Raw genomic sequence first — 21,076 nt, 5'->3', positions numbered from 1 at the left:
TGTCCATTTATGTAAAAAATTCCTGCTGACCTTGTTTATGTCTTATCAGTCACCATTTGCAAAACCATATTTGACCCTCAAAGAGGCTGAATTTGATAAGTAACTTGCTACATACTCATAATAAGGAGCTAAATAGAACACGAATGGGAAATACTCAAATGCCAAACTAAAGAAGATATTGGCCAAAATAAACGCTATACCGAGAGAGAAACTTGATTCTTCAACTTCCTAAAACGGTGTTGTTCAAACGTTTCTACTTATTTGTACTTACCAGTTGAACCTACGCTTCCCTAATAAAATGTCTATGGTAAAAAGTTAAAAAATCCTCCCACTTTTGTTAGATATATTTTTTTGTGTAATTTTGTAATCGTTATGCGGCAGTAATAATATACATATTAATACGAGTTAGTAATCCTGTAGTTCTCACATGCTACGAGGAGGTATTAAAAGGTGCGTTTCGACAATGCATCTATTGTAGTATATTATTGCTTAATCCAAATGAATATTATAAATTTAGGAATTCTTGCTCACATTGATGCAGGAAAAACTTCCGTAACCGAGAATCTGCTGTTTGCCAGTGGAGCAACGGAAAAGTGCGGCTGTGTGGATAATGGTGACACCATAACGGACTCTATGGATATAGAGAAACGTAGAGGAATTACTGTTCGGGCTTCTACGACATCTATTATCTGGAATGGTGTGAAATGCAATATCATTGACACTCCGGGACACATGGATTTTATTGCGGAAGTGGAGCGGACATTCAAAATGCTTGATGGAGCAGTCCTCATCTTATCCGCAAAGGAAGGCATACAAGCGCAGACAAAGTTGCTGTTCAATACTTTACAGAAGCTGCAAATCCCGACAATTATATTTATCAATAAAATTGACCGTGCCGGTGTGAATTTAGAGCGTTTGTATCTGGATATAAAAACAAATCTGTCGCAAGATGTCCTGTTTATGCAAACTGTTGTCGATGGATTGGTTTATCCGATTTGCTCCCAAACATATATAAAGGAAGAATACAAAGAATTTGTATGCAACCATGACGACAATATATTAGAACGGTATTTGGCGGATAGCGAAATTTCACCGGCTGATTATTGGAATACGATAATCGCTCTTGTGGAAAAAGCCAAAGTCTATCCGGTGCTACATGGATCAGCAATGTTCAATATCGGTATCAATGAGTTGTTGGACGCCATCTCTTCTTTTATACTTCCTCCGGCATCAGTCTCAAACAGACTTTCAGCTTATCTCTATAAGATAGAGCATGACCCCAAAGGACATAAAAGAAGTTTTCTAAAAATAATTGACGGAAGTCTGAGGCTTCGAGACGTTGTAAGAATCAACGATTCGGAAAAATTCATCAAGATTAAAAATCTAAAAACTATTTATCAGGGCAGAGAGATAAATGTTGATGAAGTGGGTGCCAATGATATCGCAATTGTAGAAGATATGGAAGATTTTCGAATCGGAGATTATTTAGGCGCTAAACCTTGTTTGATTCAAGGATTATCTCATCAGCATCCCGCTCTCAAATCCTCCGTCCGACCAGACAAGCCCGAAGAGAGAAGCAAGGTGATATCCGCTCTGAATACATTGTGGATTGAAGACCCGTCTTTGTCCTTTTCCATAAACTCATATAGTGATGAATTGGAAATCTCGTTATATGGTTTAACCCAAAAGGAAATCATACAGACATTGCTGGAAGAACGATTTTCCGTAAAGGTCCATTTTGATGAGATCAAGACTATCTACAAAGAACGACCTGTAAAAAAGGTCAATAAGATTATTCAGATCGAAGTGCCACCCAACCCTTATTGGGCCACAATAGGGCTGACTCTTGAACCCTTGCCGTTAGGGACAGGGTTGCAGATCGAAAGTGACATCTCCTATGGCTATCTGAACCATTCTTTTCAAAATGCCGTTTTTGAAGGAATTCGTATGTCTTGCCAATCGGGATTACATGGATGGGAAGTGACAGATTTGAAAGTAACTTTTACTCAAGCCGAGTATTATAGCCCGGTAAGTACACCTGCTGATTTCAGACAGCTGACCCCTTATGTCTTCAGGCTGGCTTTGCAACAGTCAGGTGTGGACATTCTCGAACCGATGCTCTGTTTTGAGTTGCAGATACCCCAAGTGGCAAGTTCCAAAGCTATTACAGATTTGCAAAAAATGATGTCTGAGATTGAAGACATCAGTTGTAATAATGAGTGGTGTCATATTAAAGGGAAAGTTCCATTAAATACAAGTAAAGACTATGCCTCAGAAGTAAGTTCATACACTAAGGGCTTAGGCATTTTTATGGTTAAGCCATGTGGGTATCAAATAACAAAAGGCGGTTATTCTGATAATATCCGCATGAACGAAAAAGATAAACTTTTATTCATGTTTCAAAAATCAATGTCATCAAAATAATGGAGCGGTCAGGAAATTTCTATAAGGCAATACGGTTGGGATATATACTTATCTCCATTCTTATCGGATGTATGGCATATAATAGCCTCTATGAATGGCAGGAGATAGAAGCATTAGAACTTGGCAATAAAAAAATAGACGAGTTCCGAAAAGAAATAAACAATATCAATATTCAAATGATAAAATTTTCTCTATTGGGTGAAACGATACTGGAATGGAACGATAAAGATATCGAGCATTACCATGCACGGCGTATGGCAATGGACAGTATGCTCTGCCGTTTCAAGGTCACCTATCCAGCAGAGCGCATCGATAGTGTGCGCAGTCTTTTAGAGGATAAGGAACGACAGATGTTCCAGATAGTCCGGTTAATGGATGAACAACAATCTATTAACAAGAAGATAGCCAATCAAATTCCGGTTATTGTGCAGAAAAGTGTGCAGGAACAGTCCAAAAAGCCAAAACGAAAAGGTTTCTTAGGCATATTCGGCAAAAAAAAGGAAGTAACTCCAGCAGTATCAACTACTATCCTTCATTCGGTCAATAGAAACGTAATCAGTGAACAGAAAGTGCAGGGTCGCCAATTGTCGGAACAAGCCGACAGCCTTGCAGCTCGTAATGTTGAACTTAACAGACAACTGCAAGAATTGATTTGCCAAATAGAAGAAAAGGTACAAACCGACCTGCAAAGCCGGGAAGACGAAATAGTTGCCATGCGTGAAAAGTCATTTATGCAAGTAGGCGGTTTAATGGGATTCGTTCTTCTATTGTTGTTAATTTCCTACATCATTATACATCGTGATGCCAAAAGCATTAAACAATACAAGCACAAGACAACTGATTTGATAAGGCAACTGGAACAATCCGTACAACGGAACGAGGCACTGATAACGTCAAGGAAGAAGGCGGTGCATACTATCACCCATGAACTGCGCACACCGCTGACAGCAATAACAGGCTATGCCGGACTGATACGGAAAGAACAGTGTGAGGATAAGTCCGGGCAGTATATCCAAAACATACTGCAATCCTCCGACCGTATGCGGGATATGCTCAACACTTTGCTTGACTTCTTCCGCCTGGACAACGGCAAGGAACAGCCCCGTCTGTCACCCTGCCGGATTTCTGCAATCACGCACACACTTGAAACGGAGTTCATGCCTGTTGCCGTGAACAAAGGGCTGTCCTTGTCCGTGAAGACTGGACACGATGCCATTGTATTGACCGACAAAGAGCGAATAATACAAATCGGGAATAACCTGCTGTCAAACGCTGTCAAGTTCACAGAAGAAGGCGGTGTTTCTTTGATTACTGAATATGATAATGGAGTTCTGACACTGGTCGTTGAAGATACAGGTACAGGCATGACAGAAGAGGAACAGAAACAAGCGTTCGGTGCGTTTGAACGTCTATCAAATGCCGCCGCAAAGGAGGGTTTCGGGCTTGGGCTTGCCATAATGCGTAATATTGTGTCGATGCTTGGCGGAACAATCCGTTTGGACAGCAAGAAAGGGAAAGGCAGTCGTTTCACAGTTGAAATTTCTATGCAGGAAGCTGAAGAACAGCTTGGATATACAAGCAATACACCTGTTTATCATAACAATAAATTCCATGATGTTGTCGCCATTGACAATGATGAGGTATTACTTCTGATGCTGAAAGAGATGTATTCCCAAGAAGGAATACACTGCGACACTTGCACCGATGCTGCGGCACTGATGGAAATGATACGCCAGAAAGAATACAGCCTGTTGCTGACAGACTTGAATATGCCCGGTATAAACGGTTTCGAATTGCTGGAACTGTTGCGTTCGTCCAACGTGGGCAATTCACCAACAATCCCGGTGGTTGTGGCAACCGCTTCGGGCAGTTGTAACAAAGGGGAACTATTGGCAAAAGGCTTTGCCGGATGCCTGTTCAAGCCGTTCTCCATATCGGAACTGATGGAGGTTTCCGACAGGTGTGCCATAAAAGAAACACCGGACGGGAAACCGGATTTTTCAGCCTTGTTGTCCTACGGCAATGAAGCCGTTATGCTGGAAAAGTTGATGACGGAAACTGAAAAAGAGATGCAGACAATACGGGAAGCGGCAACAGAAAAAGACCTGCAAAAGCTGGATTCCCTGACACACCACCTGCGCAGCTCGTGGGAGGTGCTACGTGCCGACCAACCGCTGAATGTACTTTACAGATTGCTTCATGGCGATGTACTCCCGGATGGTGAAGCGTTAAGCCATGCTGTGACTGCTGTGCTGGATAAGGGAGCGGAAATAATCCGGTTGGCAGAAGAGGAAAGGAGAAAATACGAAGATGGATAAGACAACAATAATTGTGGTAGAAGACAATATCGTGTACTGCGAGTTTGTCTGCAACATGCTGGCGCGGGAGGGCTACCGCACCGTGAAGGCTTACCACCTCTCAACCGCGAAGAAACATCTACAACAGGCGACAGATAATGACATCGTGGTTGCCGACCTGCGCCTGCCTGACGGCAGTGGCATAGACCTTTTGCGCTGGATGCGAAAGGAGGGAAAGATGCAGCCCTTCATCATTATGACCGACTACGCCGAAGTTAATACCGCCGTGGAAAGCATGAAACTCGGCTCGATAGACTATATTCCCAAACAGCTTGTGGAGGATAAACTTGTCCCCCTGATCCGTTCCATACTGAAAGAACGTCAGGCAGGACAACGCCGTATGCCTGTATTCGCCCGTGAAGGTTCCGCCTTTCAGAAAATCATGCACCGCATAAGACTGGTAGCCGCCACCGACATGAGCGTGATGATATTTGGTGAGAACGGCACGGGCAAGGAGCATATTGCCCACCTGTTGCATGACAAGAGCAAACGTGCAGGCAAGCCATTTGTGGCGGTGGACTGCGGTTCACTCTCCAAAGAGCTTGCACCGTCGGCTTTCTTCGGACACGTCAAAGGTGCATTTACAGGTGCGGACAATGCCAAGAAAGGATATTTCCATGAGGCGGAAAGCGGCACGTTATTTCTGGACGAGGTAGGAAACCTCGCGTTGGAAACCCAACAGATGTTGCTCCGTGCCATACAGGAGAGGCGGTATCGCCCGGTCGGAGACAAGGCAGACCGGAATTTCAATGTCCGCATCATCGCTGCTACCAATGAAGATTTGGAGGTAGCGGTGAATGAAAAGCGTTTTCGGCAGGATCTGCTTTACCGCCTGCACGACTTCGGGATAACCGTTCCTCCGTTGCGTGACTGTCAGGAAGACATCATGCCGCTGGCAGAGTTCTTCTGTGATATGGCAAACAGAGAGCTGGAGTGTAGCGTGAGCGGGTTCAGTTCCGAAGCACGTAAAGCGTTGCTGATACACGCATGGCCGGGCAACGTGCGGGAACTTCGGCAGAAAGTTATGGGTGCTGTATTGCAGGCGCAGGAAGGTGTTGTCATGAAAGAGCATCTGGAACTTGCCGTGACGAAACCGACCTCTACTGTCAGCTTCGCCTTGCGCAATGACGCGGAGGATAAGGAGCGGATATTGCGTGCGTTGAAACAGGCAAACGGCAACCGGAGTGTCGCCGCAGAACTGCTCGGCATAGGCAGGACAACACTATACAGCAAACTTGAAGAGTATGGACTTAAATATAAATTCAAGCAATCATAGCCTGTAATTCACTGAATTTGGCTATCTTTGCATAACATTTGAGAAAAACGGCGATTGGCAGGAGCTTTTCGCCGCCAACATATAGGATAAGACCGCAAGGCGTTTCAAGCGAAAATCTGGTAAATTGGAACTACGGAGACGATTGCGTGATGCTTATGCTATGCTTACGCATAGCGTGCATTCACGTACTCTCCGTAAAGGCTTTACCAGAGCCATCGCTTGAAGGTAGTGTGAATTGCACGCTACTTTTTTGCCCTTGCCTAATGAAAGGTAACGATTATGGGTAAAGTTCAGATTCTCGCCGTACTGACGATGGACGGATGTCTTTCTTCAGAGTTATATTATAAAGCACATCAGGATTTGTGCCTTGACCGTTGCGGTCTTGATGAAATCAGGAAGAACGCCCTTTACCGCGTGACACCAGACTATTCCATTTCAATGCTGCACGAATGGAGAAAAGACGGCACAAACATCCGTTACCTCGCGGAAGCCACACCGGACACGGCAGACTATATAAACGGACTACTGCGTATGCACGCTGTGGATGAAATCATACTATACACCGTTCCTTTCATATCCGGAAGCGGACGACATTTTTTTAAGTCGGCTCTGCCAGAGCAACACTGGACGCTTTCCTCTTTGAAAAGTTTTCCCAACGGTGTATGCCGCATTATCTACATCCTTGATAAAAAAGCAAGATAGCCAAAATGTGCGGCAAGCATACATTTTTATTTTCAAGAATAGAATAAATGTTCTGATTACAAACAATTTAAGTCGGAGACAATTTGTCCCTGTGAAAAAATATTGAATTTTATACCACTGAAATACAACACTTTGTAAAATTGAGCGTTGGATTTTTTGTTTTCTGCCGCGTTTTTTGCCAATTATATTCATGTGCGCATACCGAAAACAGAGTGTAAAATTTCAAAATTGACAGGACATGAATTATTTTTTATTGGCGGAAACCGAGTTCTTCCGCCGGATAAACGAAGCCGGAGACTGCAATATGGAAAAAGCATACACGGCTTTCGCCACCCAAGTAATAGAACTGTGCAACGGCGGCATGGACATGAACCTTACCGTCATCGCGCTTGCCTACATCGAAATCGAGTTGCAGCACCATCCGGTGCGTAATCTGTCAGAAGAAAGAAGAGAGATTGCCGCCTACGTCAGCAAGGCTCTGTCTTTCGTAAGAAAGATGCAGAAATTCCTTGCCACGCCCCAAGTGCCACCACTAATATCCGCCAACAACGCAACAGAAACCACCGCCAGCCTTCTTTGGACGGGCAACGCCATCGACCTCGTGGAACTTATCTACGGCATAGACGAGATGGGCTGTATCAACAACGGCAATATGCCGCTAAAACAGCTCGCCCCGATTCTCTACAAGATATTCGGTATTGAGTCGAAGGATTGCTACCGCTTCTATACCGACATCAAACGTCGGAAAAACGAAAGCCGTACCTATTTCCTCGACAAGATGCAGGAGAAACTGAACGAGAGAATGCTGCGCGATGAAGAGCTGGAACGTATGAGAAGATAAAATCAGGTATAAGCGGGAGAATGGTATCATGCTGTTCTCCCGTTTGAGTAAAATCTATACGAAAAAGGGCGTTTTCGGCGCGCTATTGCCCCGAATTTCAGCGAAAAACGCTATCTTTGTACAATTGTTACGAATTGAATATGAACATAGACAACCTCGATATAGTAAAACAACTGATAGCCGAAAAGGAAAACGGGCAGGTGGAGTTCAAGGAAACCACCGGGCAGTTGGAGCGCGGCATGGAAACGCTCTGCGCTTTCCTTAACAGCGAAGGTGGCACGGTGTTGTTCGGTGTGACCGACAAAGGAAAGATCATCGGGCAGGAAGTGAGCGACAAGACGAAGCGTGATATTGCGGAAGCCATCCGGCGTTTTGAACCATTTGCCACACTCGAAGTTTCGTATATCAGTATCCAAAATACAGACAAGAGTGTGATAGCCTTGTCTGCGGACAGCCAACGTTATATGCGTCCGTTCTCCTATAAGGGACGGGCTTATCTTCGATTGGAGAGCGTGACATCCTCCATGCCGCAAGACGTATATAACCAACTGCTTATGCAGCGAGGTGGGAAATACGCTTGGGAGGCGATGACGAATCCCGACATCAAAGTTACTGACCTTGATGAACATGCCATTATGGGAGCGGTACGTGGAGGCATCCGGTGCGGTCGCCTACCCGAAGCCACCATAAGGGAGGATTTGCCGACCATACTCGAAAAATTCAACCTGTTACATGACGGAAAACTGAATAATGCTTCCGCAGTCTTGTTCGGTCGTGATTTTTACTTCTATCCCCAGTGCCTGCTTCGGTTGGCGCGTTTCAAAGGAACTACAAAAGACGAGTTTATAGACAATCAGCGTACCACTGGCAATATCTACACACTGCTGGACACTGCAATGTCGTTCTTTTTCAAGCATCTTTCCCTTTCGGGCAAAATTGAAGGCTTGTATCGGGAGGAAGAGCTTGAGATTCCTTACAAGGCATTGAGGGAATGCTGCACAAATGCCCTTTGCCACCGCTCATACCACCGTCCCGGCAGTTCGGTAGGAATTGCCATCTATGATGACCGTGTGGAGATTGAGAACAGTGGAACTTTTCCGCCGGATATAACAATGGAAAAGTTATTGAGCGGGCATAATTCAGAACCTCAAAACCTGATTATTGCGAATGTTCTGTATAAAAGCGAGGTTCTGGAAAGCTGGGGACGAGGCATCGGGCTTATGATAAGCGAATGCCGGCGTGTCGGCATTCCCGATCCGGAGTTTCATACAGATGGAAATAGTGTATGGGTTATTTTCCGCTATACCCGAAAAACTGTGGGGCACGACCCGACAATTACCCGACAGTTACCCCACAGTCACCCCACAGTTACCCCACAGGTGGAAAAGGTGTTGTCTGCAATCGGCACACAGACACTTTCAACCAAAGAGATTATGTGTGTGATAGGATTAAAGGACAAAAGTAATTTTTTAGAACTATATCTGTATCCAGCCATAAGGCAGAATTTGGTAGAGCCTATTTACCCGGAAAATCCGAAACATCCCCGGCAGAAATATCGTCTTACCGATAAAGGAAAAGAACTGTTGATATAATAACGGGGTATGGTGGCGAAAAAGAAGAAACAACAGGGGCATTACTGTCGGATTTGTAGCGAGTACAAAGCCAACGAGCAATTCAGCGGCAAAGGACACTCGCGGCATATCTGCAAGGAATGCCGGTCGCTTCCCGATGATGTGAAGGCGGACATGGTGCGCTGTAACGAGGTGGAACGAGCCGTTTTCAAATGCCCGATGAGCCGTCAGGACTGGGAACTGCTGGAAAAATATGCCAAGAAGTACAAGGACAAGGAATCCGGGCAGTTCGCGCAGGATATGTTGGACATGAAACGGGGCAATCAGACACCGGACGAGGATATGGAAGAGGATGATGTTTTAATAGAAGGCATCTATGAAGAGGAAACCATACCATTTGCCGAACTGGAGGATGACATCCGTTATCAGTTGGAAGAATTGTTGGCGGACAACATCAACGAGTTCATGATACACAAGAATTACATTCCCGAAGGCAAGGAACTGAAAGACATCAACGAATGGGTCATGAAAGAAACCCGTGACACCTTTTTTATAAAGGTTATTCCCGATGCCGCTTATGACAGTCTGGTGGAAGAAACGATCAACAGGCTTGTGAAGGAATGGAAAGAGGACGGATTTGAGATAAAGACCTATTCCGCATCGCTGGTCGTCATGGAAACGGAACGGCTGCTTATCCGCAGGATAACCCGTAAGGATATGGACGCACTCCTTGCCATAATGGGAAAGCCGGAAGTCATGTACGCTTGGGAACACGGCTTTACCAAAAAGGACGTGCGCAAATGGATAAACAGGCAACTCATCCGATACCGCAAGGACGGGTTCGGATATTTTGCCGTCATACTGAAAGAAAGCGGCGCATTGATAGGACAAGCCGGTCTGATGAATAGTACCCTAAACGGGAACGAGACTGTCGAGCTTGGCTATATACTCGATAACACATACTGGCATAACGGTTACGGTACGGAAGCCGCCCGCGCGTGTTTGGAATACGCCTTTGGAGAGCTGGAACTGAAAACTGTCTGTTGCAGTATCCGACCGGAAAACGTGGCATCCATCCGTGTGGTTGAAAGGCTGGGAATGACCTTGTGCGACAACCATACAATAATATACAACGAAAAAGAAATGCCGCATCAGATATATGTGGCAACCAATAGTAAATCCTATATCTTATAAGCGAAATCACTCAACAATGAAAACAAATAATATTAATTTATTTTGCGATATAGTTACTCAAAGGTCAGGAGAACATTCTTGCGCTATAAATATTTTGTTGCAACAACAATTATATGGGCAGGTAATATCTATTCTGCGTCAAGAATTAGATTCTATGGTAAGAGTTATGTTTTTGTTGTCAATTAGCGACTTAAACCTTAGAGAGCATTTTATAAACCAAACTTTGGAGGGAATAAAATGGTCTTATCCCAATACAAAGAAAGTCGTGACCGATAAACAAATGGTGGATTTAGCTGATAAATTTTATGGCTGGCCTTTTTTTGTTTATAAATTAGGATGCGCTTTTATTCATCTTTCAGCAATGGTATATTATAAAAACAGTAATCCATTTTTGCTTTTATCTGTTTCAGAAAGAAATGACATCACAAGGTTTTTACATCAATATCATAGTTTCCCGTTAGAGTTGGAATTGAATTTGGAAAATATCATCCCATATCTTGATAAAGTATTTAATAAAGTTTCAAGTAACTTAGCATGTTACATTGAAGATTTACGTCAAAATAAACTTTTGGAGGAATATTAAAATAAGGGAGGATTTTAGCTATCCTCCCTTATTTTAATAGGTTACTTCTGCTGCAACAGATGCTTCAGGTTGTCATCGCCCGCGATGCGCTCCAATTCCTCCTGAACAATCTGCTTCACCTCCTCCTTGATGCGCCGGTAATTTGCCTGCACCGTTTCCTTCATGCGGTCGTTGCCGTCTGCGTCAGTGAAATCGGTAATAACGGGGATTTTCTTGTAGGCACTTTCCTCCCGTTTTACCTTATCGGCATCCACCACAATCTCGCAGTGGAAAATCTTCTGTTCGATACGCTCGTTGAAGTTGTCGGACACCGAACCGACAAACATTCCCTGCGTCAAACCGGAAATCTTGCTGGGCGGGATAAGCGCGTCCATCTGCGTGTTAATGGAGGTGGAAACATCCTGCCGGTTGATGGAGATAGACTGCCGTTTCTGCAACACCTTACCGAATCGTTCCGATAGTGTCTTTGCCGTTTCACCTACCACCTGCCCGGAGAAAATGTTACCGACCGTATTCATCACCACTTTCGCCTCCTTATCACCGTAGTCGCGCACCAGCTGGCTGAAATCCTGAAATCCCAGACACACGGCAACCTTGTTGCTTCGGGCGGTAGCTATAAGATTGTCCAACCCTTTGAAATATATCGTCGGCAGCTCATCTATGATGACCGACGACTTCAGCATCCCCTTCTTATTGATGAGCTTCACGATGCGGGAGTTATACAATCCGAGAGCCGCCCCGTAGATATTCTGACGGTCGGGATTGTTGCCCACGCATAGGATTTTCGGCTCTTCGGGATTGTTGATGTCCAGCGTAAACTCGCTGTCCGACATCACCCAATAGAGCTGCGGTGAAATCATCCTCGAAAGCGGAATTTTTGCCGACGCTATCTGCCCCATGAGCTGCTCCGCAGCCCCTCCGAGCCACGCATCCATGAACGGGGAAAGGTAGTTCTCCAGTTCGGGATAGGAAGTCAGTATCGGAAAAATATCCTCGTAGCGGCGGTTCAAAAATTCGATGGCATGGGGAAACGTGCAATATTTCCCGTTCTGATAGATTTTAAGATACCATATAATACTGGCGAACAAAATGATAGGTGATTCCACAAAGAAGTCACCCTGCTTTTGCACCCACGTTTTATTGAGGTTGAGCATTATTGTATAGGCACTCTCGTAGGCGTCCGTAATATCTTCCATAAAATCCGGGTGAATGGGATTGCACCGATGAGAGCGTCGCGGGTCGTCGAAGTTGATCACATAGAACTTCGGCTTCACCTTGTAGCCGTCAGGGTGGTTCAGCAGATGATTGTAGGCAATGGTGGACAAGTCGCTGAATTTGAAGTCATACACGTACATCAAGAAGCCCTTTTCAATCTGTTGCTTGATAAAATTGTTTACCACGGCGTATGACTTGCCGCTGCCCGGCGTACCCAACACGATGGACGCACGGAAGGGATTCACCACATTGATCCAACCGTTGTTCCAACGCTTTTTGTAATAGAAGCGTGTCGGCAAATTGACCGAATACTCGCTTTCGATGAGTCTTGTTTCCTGCATGAAACTCTCGTTCTCGTTGTTGAAAACATCCTCCATCAAATTGTGTTTCAACAGACGGCTCATCCACAGACCTCCCATCAACAGGCAGACATAGCCCGTACCGATGGTAAGGACATACAGCCCCATCACCGCCTCAATCGGAAGCGGCAGAGCCAGTATCCACCAGTTTAGGAAAAACAGCACGGACCCGGCGGCGAGTGCCGTCCATATTCTTCCCCAAGTGATTTTCTCTCCCTTGACCCCCTTTGTACCCAGACAGGACAGGGCAAGCAGCAGGACGGCAAACAGCTTTGTGTACAGTATGGAATGGAACAGCCCCGCCGTGCGGTCGAAGTTCAGAAGGATTCTGTCCACCACACCGATGTTCACGCCCCACAGCCGGATGACTTCGTAACAGAACCAGTACACGTTCATAACCACTAAAATAATACTCACGGCACGCAGAAAATCCATGATTTTCGCCAATGCCCTCAAATCGTCTTCTTGTTGTGACATACATTGATTTTTTAATTGTTGATACTCCGATTACAAACCCAAGCCCTTGCGCTTTTTCTTCTTTTTGCGCTTCATCGCCCGGATGAAAGCCTTTTCCTCAGCATCTACCGCCGGACCTTCGGGAGTGAGCAAGCCCATTCCGCCCGATACGTCTTCACGGTCGTATGCGGTCTGTCCGTATGCCTTGTCCGCAGCATCCATAGGGATGGATAACGGTATCGGCGGTTGTCCGGCGTATGGCAGGGTGAAGTGTTCCTGCAAGGCATTCGCCGAAAGCTCCTTGCCCATGCGAGAGCCGTTCAGTACACATCCTGTGCGGTGGTCGATAAACGTCGCTCCATAGATACGCCCTTCATCCGTGTAGCGCAGTACGGTGTCGATGCCCTTCTCTTTGAGTTGGGATACAAATTTGTCCTTGTCATAAGTGCCTTGCAGCACGGAAAGAACGGTGCGTTTCGTCATGTCGGCGAGCTTCCTGTCCTTAATCTCTGATTTGGAACGGATAAATTTTCTCTGTACGGCTTCATAACCTGCGGACTTCCCGAAAAGCGAGGACTTGAACGGGTTGCCCACCTTGTTACCCTTGTCGTCCGTGACGGAATAAACCAGCCCGTGATACTCCCGTCCGCGCACGTTGCCTCTCGCTTCCTCCACCGTCATATTATATAAGGAAAGGAGCGCACGGTATTCGCCCATCGTCTGAAAACGGTACTGCCCGTTCAGAGCCTTCACAGTGCCAGCCACCTGCTTCTTCACATCACCTGCCGATGCGTCCACCTTGCTTAGCGGCGTGTCAAGCCGGCGGTTCCTGCGCTCCGCGCCGTGCAGCCCGTATTTCTTCTCCAGCTCACGGGTGATTTGTTTGCTACGATAGTAGTTGTTCTTGTCGCTGATACATTTCCCGTTATCGTCCACCCGCACCGTCACGATGTGCAGGTGGTGGCGGTCGATGTCCTCGTGCTTGAAAACAAGATAAGGCTGGTTGCCGAAACCGAGTTTTTCCAGATACTCGCGGGCTATATCCTGCAATTCCGCATCGGTCAACACATCCTCCGGATGTGGGTTGAGCGAAATATGCACCACCGGCTTCTCCACCTTCATCTGTGGCGGCATGAAGGTGAGAAAACCCTCCATCGCCTTGTTGATGTCCACCTTTCCCGAACCGTCATTGTAGATGCGGTTGGTCGTAAGCAACCGCCCCTGCGCCTCGTTAATCTTCTCCCCGTTATAGGCAATCGCGCCGTACAACGAGTTTCCTACACTGATTTTTGCGACCATTTCGCCTCCATTTCCCTTGAAAGTTCCACAATCCGGCGGCTCAGTTTCACGAGTTCGACGGTGTGTTGCTCTAATTTGTAGAGCAACGCCATCGCCTTTTTCTCTGAAAAATGCAGCCTCAGTTCCTTCACGACTTGGTTGTAATTCGTACCCACGGCGCGGAACTGCGCATGAAAATCCGATAGCTTGGTGTAATAGTCCACCAGCGTCTTGTCCACCTTCAGCACCTTGAACGGCTGTCCGAAGAAGTGCGCTTTGAGGAAAACCGACCGTGCATAGACACCCGATTTTCCGAACATGGCGAGGAAACGATTGTGTTCCTCCTCGTTGAAACGGACGGTGTAACGGTACACCGCCGGATCAAGTTTGGGATTTCTCCCTGCTTTGCTTTTCCTTTTCTCTTTCATATTACTTTGGATTTAGCGGATTGACGGCATAAGCCGCCGCTTCGGATCACAGCACCGCAGTTCTGAAAGGCTTTCCGACTTCGGAGGGAAAGCCCGCCCCCTGCAAGGGCAAGGCGTTTTCCGGGATGCTCAAAATATTTTGAGCGGCTGAAAACATACCTTGCTATGTTCAGGTGAACATAAAAATCCGTCAGGGGACGGATGGGAAGATACCTTTCAGGACTCCGGGCCGCGCACCATCGGCGAACCCTGCTGTCCGGGGGGCAAAGTTACGCCCTTAAAGCTGTATTGGACAGATGCTTGACCCGGTCAATGACTGCCAACCGGCGCAACGTGCTGCCACTTGCCGGAGAAGTGATACAGGTTCCAAAATATACTTGTTTATTTGCAGCATGATTCAAGAAACGAACGATTTGAAAATATGAGAAAAGGAACATTCAAATACCCGGACAATCGCTTCGGCGGATACTTGCCGAAGCGGATACCCGAACCGTCGGAACCCCGGTTATCCGACAATCTGGTGAAGTACAGATTCAATGACTTCATGACGCAGTGTCGTCATTCATCACTTGTTCGCCGCACCGCTTCACCACAGAACCGGATACGCGATGACCCGCCCATGTGTCTGTTCACTGAAGCGGATAATGTAGCAACCAAATCCGCATATAAATAGAAAAAGAAATCTTCAACAATTAAAATAAATGGAACTATGAGTAAGGAAATCTTCGTTGCATTCGCAACACAGAAAGGTGGCATCGGCAAATCCACTGTCACGGCACTTGCCGCCAGCTACCTGCACAACGTGAAAGGCTACAATGTCGCCGTCGTGGACTGCGACGACCCGCAGCACAGCATCCACGGGCTGCGCGAACACGAAATGGGGCTTATCGACAGCAGCACCTACTTCAAGGCTCTCGCTTGCGACCATTTCCGCCGGATGAAAAAGAACGCCTACACCATCGTCAAGAGCAATGCGGTGAACGCCCTCGACGATGCCGAGAGGATGATTGCCACTGAGGACGTGAAACCCGACGTGGTGTTCTTCGACATGCCCGGCACACTCCGTAGTAACGGCGTGATAAAGACGCTCTCGCAGATGGACTACATCTTCACTCCGCTGAGTGCCGACCGCTTTGTTGTGGAGAGTACCCTGAAATTCGTCACAATGTTCCGCGACAGGCTGATGACTACCGGACAGGCGAAAACAAAGGGGCTTTATCTGTTTTGGACGATGGTGGACGGCAGGGAGAGGAACGACCTGTACGGCATCTACGAGGAAGTGATAGCCGAAATGGGCTTTCCGGTACTTTCCACCCGCTTGCCCGACAGCAAGAAGTTCCGCCGTGACCTTTCGGAAGAGCGCAAGAGCGTTTTCCGCTCCACCATCTTCCCGATGGACACGGCACTGCTGAAAGGGAGTGGCATCCGGGAGTTTTCCGAAGAGATAAGCGACATCATCAGACCGCAGTGAGCATGGGCAGCAGGAAAGTGAACACGGAAGGCATCGACGAGGAACTGCTGTTAGCTTCCATCGGGCGGCGCACACAGGACGGGACACTGCGCCCCGCACAGGAAGTACCCGCAGCTGCACCGACCGAAGAGGACACCGCCGCACCGGAACCACCTCCTGTGCAACCAGTAACACGGGAAAAAGCGCAGAGGGAAAGTGGCCGCCGGAAAAGGCAGGATGAGGACTATAACGAGCTGTTCCTGCGCCGCAACGAGATAAAGACCCGCCAGTGTGTCTATATCAGCCGCGATGTCCACGGCAAAATCCTCAGAATCGTGAACGACATCGCCGGAGGTGAAATCTCGGTGGGCGGCTATGTGGATACCGTGCTGCGCCAACATCTGGAACAGCACAAGGAGAGAATCAACGAACTGTACAAGAAACAACGTGAAGATCTGATTTGAAAATGGAAAAAGAAATGACACCGAATGAAAAAAGACCACAGCAAGACTGCGGAGGTATGTTTGCCCAAGTGCAGGCGAGTGTGGAAATCCTGTCGCCTGTCCCGGTAAGCGGCAAATGCTGCGAGAAGGACTATGAACGTCTGTTCATCCGTGACTCGGAAGTAAAGGCACGTGAGGGGAAGATGGCGTATGTGCGCCCGGAGTACCACGAGCGTATCATGTGTATCACCCGTGTAATCGGGCATGACCGGCTTATGCTGTCCGCTTACATCGACCATGTGCTGACGCATCACTTCAACCAGTGCGAGGATGCGATAAAGAGCCTTTATGCCCGAAATTATAATTCAGTATTCTAACCAAAAACGGAAGGATATGAATTACACAATCAGCATGACAGACATTCTGCTGGCGGTATCGGTCGGCTGCAACCTCTGGTTCCTGTTCCTGCTCCTTTACGAGCGCATCATGGACACGCGGATTGTCCGCTTCTTCAAGGGCATTGTCGGATTATGGCGGTCACTGGACGGGAATGAGGCTAAACGCATAGCGGCACACGAGGAAGTCCCTGCGGAAAAGGCGGACATCATCGGCAAGAGCCGTTTCAGGATGGCATCCACCCGGACAACCGCTGCCATACCGACGCAAGAAGCCGCCACTATGGAAAAAGGCATTGAGCTGTCGGAGGAAGAGGCTACTTTTGACGACGGAAAAACGGGAAACGCATCCCGCCCGGCACAAGTTCCGGAGGAAAAACTCGATGAGACCTTCACGAGCATACCGCCGGAGGAACTGGGATACGGGGACGACGAACCGGAAGAGGACGCCTCGGACACGCCACGGGCTTCGGGCAGCAGCTTTGACGAGATTGACGACGCCTGCAAGACCGCCAAGAACCCGGACGCGACACAGGCGGAACGTGAAAAGGCGGCGAAGGTGTTCACCGACATGGAGGGCACGGAGTTGTACGAGAAAATGATGGAAGGCTCTTCGGAGATAGGCATCCGCATCAAGGGGCTTATCGAGATTCGGCTGAAGAAACCTGAAAAGGAGTTCGTCGTGCCGGACAACATCGAGGAGTTCGACATTCGCAACTATGTATGACAACAATAAAAGAAATGAACATGAAAGAATGACATCAACCCACGCGGCGAGGAAACGCAAGGCGCATCCCTATCCGCAACGGACACGCCCACGTCCGTGGAAACAAACGGGCATCCACTAAAACCAAAGTAAAGAAACAAAGTATCAACCGCCCGACAAAGGACCATCCACCCTTTTGACGGCAAAAAACAAGAACAGTTTATGAACAAGAACATCTTGAAAAACAGAAAAGCAATCCTCTCCGCGGCACTTGTCATCGCCGCAACCGCCTCCGCTTTCGCGCAGGGAAACGGCATCGCGGGCATCAACGAAGCCACCTCTATGGTGAGTTCTTATTTCGACCCCGGAACTAAACTGATATACGCCATCGGTGCAGTCGTCGGGCTTATCGGGGGCGTAAAAGTGTACGGCAAGTTTTCATCGGGCGACCCCGACACCAGCAAGACAGCCGCCTCGTGGTTCGGCGCGTGCATCTTCCTGATTGTTGCCGCCACCATCCTGCGCTCATTCTTCCTTTAATAAATAATGTATGGCTGAATACCCAATCAACAAGGGTATCGGCCGTCCGGTAGAGTTCAAGGGCTTGAAGGCACAGTACCTCTTCATCTTCTGCGGAGGTCTGCTGGCTCTCTTCGTCCTGTTCGTCATCCTCTACATGGTCGGTATCGACCAGTGGATATGTATCGGCTTCGGCGCGGCATCGTCCTCCCTCCTTGTATGGCAGACCTTCGCGCTGAACGCCCGGTACGGCGAACACGGGCTGATGAAATTAGGAGCGGCACGGAGCCATCCCCGATACCTTATCAACCGGCGGCGGATACCCCGTCTGTTCAAACGACAACGAAAGGAAGAAAGACAATGAGGAATACATCGAAAATGACAACACTGGAAAACAGGTTCCCACTTTTAGCGGTGGAGCATGGCTGCATCATCTCAAAGGACGCCGACATCACGGTGGCTTTCGAGGTGGAACTGCCGGAACTTTACACCGTGACGGGTGCGGAGTACGAGGCGATACACAGTTGCTGGTGCAAGGCTATCAAGGTGCTGCCGGACTACTCCGTCGTCCACAAACAGGACTGGTTCATCAAGGAACGCTACAAACCGGAGCTTCAGAAGGACGACATGAGCTTTTTAAGCCGCTCTTTCGAGCGTCACTTCAACGAGCGTCCGTACCTGAAACACACCTGCTACCTCTACCTGACCAAGACAACAAAGGAGCGTAACCGGATGCAGAGCAATTTCAGCACGCTGTGCCGGGGACATATCATCCCGAAGGAGCTGGACAGGGAAACCACGACCAAGTTCTTGGAAGCCTGCGAACAGTTCGAGCGCATCATGAACGACAGCGGGCTTGTCAGGCTGCGCCGCCTCTCCACCGATGAGATTGTGGGTACTGAGGGAAATACGGGACTTATTGAACGCTACTTCTCGCTCATGTCGGAAGGTGACACCACCTTGCAGGACATCGAGCTTTCGGCAAGGGAGATGCGCATCGGCGACAACCGCCTGTGTCTGCACACCCTCTCCGACGCGGAAGACCTGCCGGGCAAGGTGGCTACCGACACCCGTTACGAGAAGCTCTCCACCGACCGGAGTGACTGCCGACTGTCATTCGCCTCCCCGGTGGGGCTTCTGCTCTCCTGCAACCATATCTACAACCAGTATGTGCTGATAGACAACAGTGAGGAAACCTTGCATAAGTTCGAGAAGTCCGCCCGTAACATGCAGTCGCTATCTCGCTATTCAAGGAGCAACAGCATCAACCGCGAGTGGATAGACCAATACCTGAACGAAGCCCATTCCTACGGACTGACCTCGGTACGGGCACACTTCAACGTCATGGCGTGGAGCGACGATGCGGAGGAACTGAAGCATATCAAGAACGACGTGGGCAGCCAGTTGGCAAGCATGGAATGCGTGCCGCGCCACAACACCATCGACTGCCCGACACTCTACTGGGCGGCGATACCCGGCAATGCGGCGGACTTCCCGGCGGAAGAGAGTTTCCACACCTTCATCGAACAGGCGGTGTGCCTGTTCACAGAGGAAACCAACTACCGCAACTCGCTCTCGCCCTTCGGCATCAAGATGGTGGACAGGCTCACGGGAAAACCGCTGCACCTTGACATCTCCGACCTGCCCATGAAGCGGGGTATCACGACCAACCGCAACAAGTTCGTGCTGGGTCCTTCGGGCAGCGGCAAGTCTTTCTTCATGAACCACCTCGTGCGCCAATATTATGAGCAAGGCGCACATGTGGTATTGGTGGACACGGGAAACTCCTATCAGGGCTTGTGCGGCATGATCCGACGCAAGACAGGCGGAGCGGACGGCGTGTATTTCACCTACACGGAAGAGAAGCCCATATCGTTCAACCCGTTCTACACCGACGATTACATCTTCGACGTGGAGAAGAAGGACAGCATCAAGACCCTGCTGCTGACGCTCTGGAAGTCGGAGGACGACAAGGTGACAAAGACGGAGAGCGGCGAGCTGGGCAGTGCCGTGAGTGCCTATATTGAGCGCATCCAATCCGACCGTAGCATCGTGCCGTCGTTCAACACCTTCTACGAGTATATGCGTGACGACTACCGCAAGGAACTGGCACAGCGTGACATCAAGGTGGAGAAGTCCGACTTCAACATCGACAACATGCTCACCACCATGCGGCAGTATTACCGGGGCGGACGCTACGACTTCCTGCTCAACTCCACGGAGAACATCGACCTGCTCGGCAAGCGGTTCATTGTCTTCGAGATAGATTCGATTAAGGAAAACCGCGAACTGTTCCCCGTCGTGACCATCATCATCATGGAAGCCTTCATCAACAAGATGCGGCGACTAAAAGGGGTACGGAAACAGCTTATTGTGGAAGAGGCTTGGAAGGCTCTCTCTTCAGCGAACATGGCTGAATATCTGCGCTATATGTACAAGACGGTCAGAAAATATTACGGCGAGGCAATCGTGGTGACGCAGGAGGTGGACGACATCATTTCCTCTCCCGTGGTCAAGGAGAGCATCATCAACAACTCCGACTGCAAGATACTTCTCGACCAGCGCAAGTACATGAACAAGTTCGACCAGATACAGGCGTTGCTCGGACTGACGGAAAAGGAGAAAGGGCAGATACTCTCCATCAACATGGCGAACAACCCTTCACGGCTCTACAAGGAGGTGTGGATAGGCTTGGGTGGCACACAATCGGCGGTCTATGCCACCGAGGTCAGTGCAGAAGAATATCTGGCGTACACCACCGAGGAAACGGAGAAAGTGGAGGTTTACCGTCTGGCGGAGAAGTTGGGCGGCGACATCGAAGCCGCCATCCGGCAACTTGCCGAGAAGCGGAGAACCAAAAGTTAATCATTTAATCATCA

The 21,076-nt window shown here is 48.4% G+C and carries 18 protein-coding genes; 15 read left to right on the top strand and 3 right to left on the bottom strand.

Annotated elements, in window-relative coordinates; all coding sequences use genetic code 11:
- Positions 1-498: 498 nt before the first annotated feature.
- From tet(Q) to IX315_RS04110, 8 genes are all read left to right on the top strand, one after another.
- A complete protein-coding gene (gene tet(Q) / locus IX315_RS04145; RefSeq protein WP_005802293.1) occupies positions 499-2,424 on the top strand; it encodes a tetracycline resistance ribosomal protection protein Tet(Q) in 1,926 nt (641 codons plus the stop codon).
- Positions 2,424-4,742 carry a hybrid sensor histidine kinase/response regulator gene (locus IX315_RS04140; RefSeq protein WP_211837205.1) on the top strand — a complete coding sequence of 773 codons (2,319 nt, stop codon included), beginning with the start codon at positions 2,424-2,426 and terminating at the stop codon, positions 4,740-4,742. The genes tet(Q) and IX315_RS04140 overlap by 1 nt, the downstream gene beginning before the upstream one ends.
- Positions 4,735-6,057: a sigma-54-dependent transcriptional regulator gene (locus IX315_RS04135; RefSeq protein ID WP_008759623.1), complete on the top strand. Its 1,323-nt coding sequence runs from the start codon at positions 4,735-4,737 to the stop codon at positions 6,055-6,057. The genes IX315_RS04140 and IX315_RS04135 overlap by 8 nt, the downstream gene beginning before the upstream one ends.
- 279 nt (positions 6,058-6,336) lie before the next feature.
- Positions 6,337-6,759, top strand: coding sequence for a dihydrofolate reductase family protein (locus IX315_RS04130; RefSeq protein WP_002560995.1), 423 nt, complete (start codon positions 6,337-6,339; stop codon positions 6,757-6,759).
- Positions 6,760-6,997: 238 nt separating this feature from the next.
- Complete coding sequence (locus IX315_RS04125) at positions 6,998-7,600, top strand: RteC domain-containing protein (protein WP_002560994.1); 603 nt, start codon at positions 6,998-7,000, stop codon at positions 7,598-7,600.
- 140 nt (positions 7,601-7,740) lie between these two features.
- Positions 7,741-9,192 carry an ATP-binding protein gene (locus tag IX315_RS04120; RefSeq protein WP_211837204.1) on the top strand — a complete coding sequence of 484 codons (1,452 nt, stop codon included), beginning with the start codon at positions 7,741-7,743 and terminating at the stop codon, positions 9,190-9,192.
- A gap of 9 nt (positions 9,193-9,201) precedes the next feature.
- Positions 9,202-10,365 carry a GNAT family N-acetyltransferase gene (locus IX315_RS04115; protein WP_002560992.1) on the top strand — a complete coding sequence of 388 codons (1,164 nt, stop codon included), beginning with the start codon at positions 9,202-9,204 and terminating at the stop codon, positions 10,363-10,365.
- A complete protein-coding gene (locus IX315_RS04110) occupies positions 10,331-10,948 on the top strand; it encodes a hypothetical protein (RefSeq protein ID WP_008764734.1) in 618 nt (205 codons plus the stop codon). Before IX315_RS04115 ends, IX315_RS04110 begins: the two co-directional genes overlap by 35 nt.
- A 41-nt stretch (positions 10,949-10,989) precedes the next feature.
- Here IX315_RS04110 and mobC read toward each other — a convergent pair whose 3' ends face one another.
- The 3 genes from mobC to mobA are packed head-to-tail and all read right to left on the bottom strand — an operon-like array spanning position 10,990 to position 14,684.
- Entirely contained in the window at positions 10,990-12,999 is a 2,010-nt protein-coding gene (gene mobC, locus IX315_RS04105; protein ID WP_002560990.1) for a conjugal transfer protein MobC, read from the bottom strand.
- A 30-nt stretch (positions 13,000-13,029) separates the two neighbouring features.
- Complete coding sequence (gene mobB, locus IX315_RS04100) at positions 13,030-14,277, bottom strand: conjugal transfer protein MobB (RefSeq protein ID WP_002560989.1); 1,248 nt, start codon at positions 14,275-14,277, stop codon at positions 13,030-13,032.
- On the bottom strand, positions 14,256-14,684 hold the full coding sequence (gene mobA / locus IX315_RS04095) for a conjugal transfer protein MobA (protein ID WP_002560988.1): 429 nt from the start codon (positions 14,682-14,684) through the stop codon (positions 14,256-14,258). The genes mobB and mobA overlap by 22 nt, the downstream gene beginning before the upstream one ends.
- A gap of 709 nt (positions 14,685-15,393) precedes the next feature.
- Between mobA and IX315_RS04090 the strand changes: the two genes are divergently transcribed.
- The 7 genes from IX315_RS04090 (at position 15,394) to IX315_RS04060 (ending at position 21,062) form a co-directional block, all read left to right on the top strand.
- On the top strand, positions 15,394-16,155 hold the full coding sequence (locus IX315_RS04090) for a ParA family protein (protein ID WP_002560987.1): 762 nt from the start codon (positions 15,394-15,396) through the stop codon (positions 16,153-16,155).
- 2 nt (positions 16,156-16,157) lie between these two features.
- The gene (locus IX315_RS04085; protein ID WP_002560986.1) at positions 16,158-16,598 is read left to right on the top strand and encodes a DUF3408 domain-containing protein; all 441 of its coding nucleotides are present in this window, start codon (positions 16,158-16,160) and stop codon (positions 16,596-16,598) included.
- Positions 16,599-16,600: 2 nt separating this feature from the next.
- A complete protein-coding gene (locus tag IX315_RS04080) occupies positions 16,601-16,954 on the top strand; it encodes a DUF3408 domain-containing protein (protein ID WP_025880727.1) in 354 nt (117 codons plus the stop codon).
- A gap of 16 nt (positions 16,955-16,970) precedes the next feature.
- A complete protein-coding gene (locus IX315_RS04075) occupies positions 16,971-17,699 on the top strand; it encodes a hypothetical protein (protein ID WP_008764732.1) in 729 nt (242 codons plus the stop codon).
- Positions 17,700-17,900: 201 nt separating this feature from the next.
- On the top strand, positions 17,901-18,218 hold the full coding sequence (locus IX315_RS04070) for a DUF4134 domain-containing protein (RefSeq protein WP_002560983.1): 318 nt from the start codon (positions 17,901-17,903) through the stop codon (positions 18,216-18,218).
- A gap of 10 nt (positions 18,219-18,228) precedes the next feature.
- Complete coding sequence (locus IX315_RS04065) at positions 18,229-18,561, top strand: DUF4133 domain-containing protein (protein ID WP_008764731.1); 333 nt, start codon at positions 18,229-18,231, stop codon at positions 18,559-18,561.
- Complete coding sequence (locus IX315_RS04060; RefSeq protein ID WP_004356142.1) at positions 18,558-21,062, top strand: TraG family conjugative transposon ATPase; 2,505 nt, start codon at positions 18,558-18,560, stop codon at positions 21,060-21,062. Before IX315_RS04065 ends, IX315_RS04060 begins: the two co-directional genes overlap by 4 nt.
- The last annotated feature ends 14 nt before the right edge of the window (positions 21,063-21,076 follow it).

This window comes from Porphyromonas levii, assembly GCF_018206105.1.
Taxonomy (GTDB): Bacteria; Bacteroidota; Bacteroidia; order Bacteroidales; family Porphyromonadaceae; genus Porphyromonas_A; species Porphyromonas_A levii.
The sequence above is the reverse complement of the archived record's forward strand: the minus strand, read 5'-3'. Positions and strand labels throughout refer to the sequence as shown.

Bases quoted from the DNA above. Each gene is read 5' to 3' on its own strand.
- IX315_RS04140 (WP_211837205.1), top strand. From the start codon at position 2,424: ATGGAGCGGTCAGGAAATTTCTATAAGGCAATACGGTTGGGATATATA.
- IX315_RS04135 (WP_008759623.1), top strand. From the start codon at position 4,735: ATGGATAAGACAACAATAATTGTGGTAGAAGACAATATCGTGTACTGC.
- IX315_RS04130 (WP_002560995.1), top strand. From the start codon at position 6,337: ATGGGTAAAGTTCAGATTCTCGCCGTACTGACGATGGACGGATGTCTT.
- IX315_RS04125 (WP_002560994.1), top strand. From the start codon at position 6,998: ATGAATTATTTTTTATTGGCGGAAACCGAGTTCTTCCGCCGGATAAAC.
- IX315_RS04120 (WP_211837204.1), top strand. From the start codon at position 7,741: ATGAACATAGACAACCTCGATATAGTAAAACAACTGATAGCCGAAAAG.
- IX315_RS04115 (WP_002560992.1), top strand. From the start codon at position 9,202: ATGGTGGCGAAAAAGAAGAAACAACAGGGGCATTACTGTCGGATTTGT.
- IX315_RS04110 (WP_008764734.1), top strand. From the start codon at position 10,331: ATGTGGCAACCAATAGTAAATCCTATATCTTATAAGCGAAATCACTCA.
- mobC (WP_002560990.1), bottom strand. From the start codon at position 12,999: ATGTCACAACAAGAAGACGATTTGAGGGCATTGGCGAAAATCATGGAT.
- mobB (WP_002560989.1), bottom strand. From the start codon at position 14,277: ATGGTCGCAAAAATCAGTGTAGGAAACTCGTTGTACGGCGCGATTGCC.
- mobA (WP_002560988.1), bottom strand. From the start codon at position 14,684: ATGAAAGAGAAAAGGAAAAGCAAAGCAGGGAGAAATCCCAAACTTGAT.
- IX315_RS04090 (WP_002560987.1), top strand. From the start codon at position 15,394: ATGAGTAAGGAAATCTTCGTTGCATTCGCAACACAGAAAGGTGGCATC.
- IX315_RS04085 (WP_002560986.1), top strand. From the start codon at position 16,158: ATGGGCAGCAGGAAAGTGAACACGGAAGGCATCGACGAGGAACTGCTG.
- IX315_RS04080 (WP_025880727.1), top strand. From the start codon at position 16,601: ATGGAAAAAGAAATGACACCGAATGAAAAAAGACCACAGCAAGACTGC.
- IX315_RS04075 (WP_008764732.1), top strand. From the start codon at position 16,971: ATGAATTACACAATCAGCATGACAGACATTCTGCTGGCGGTATCGGTC.
- IX315_RS04070 (WP_002560983.1), top strand. From the start codon at position 17,901: ATGAACAAGAACATCTTGAAAAACAGAAAAGCAATCCTCTCCGCGGCA.
- IX315_RS04065 (WP_008764731.1), top strand. From the start codon at position 18,229: ATGGCTGAATACCCAATCAACAAGGGTATCGGCCGTCCGGTAGAGTTC.
- IX315_RS04060 (WP_004356142.1), top strand. From the start codon at position 18,558: ATGAGGAATACATCGAAAATGACAACACTGGAAAACAGGTTCCCACTT.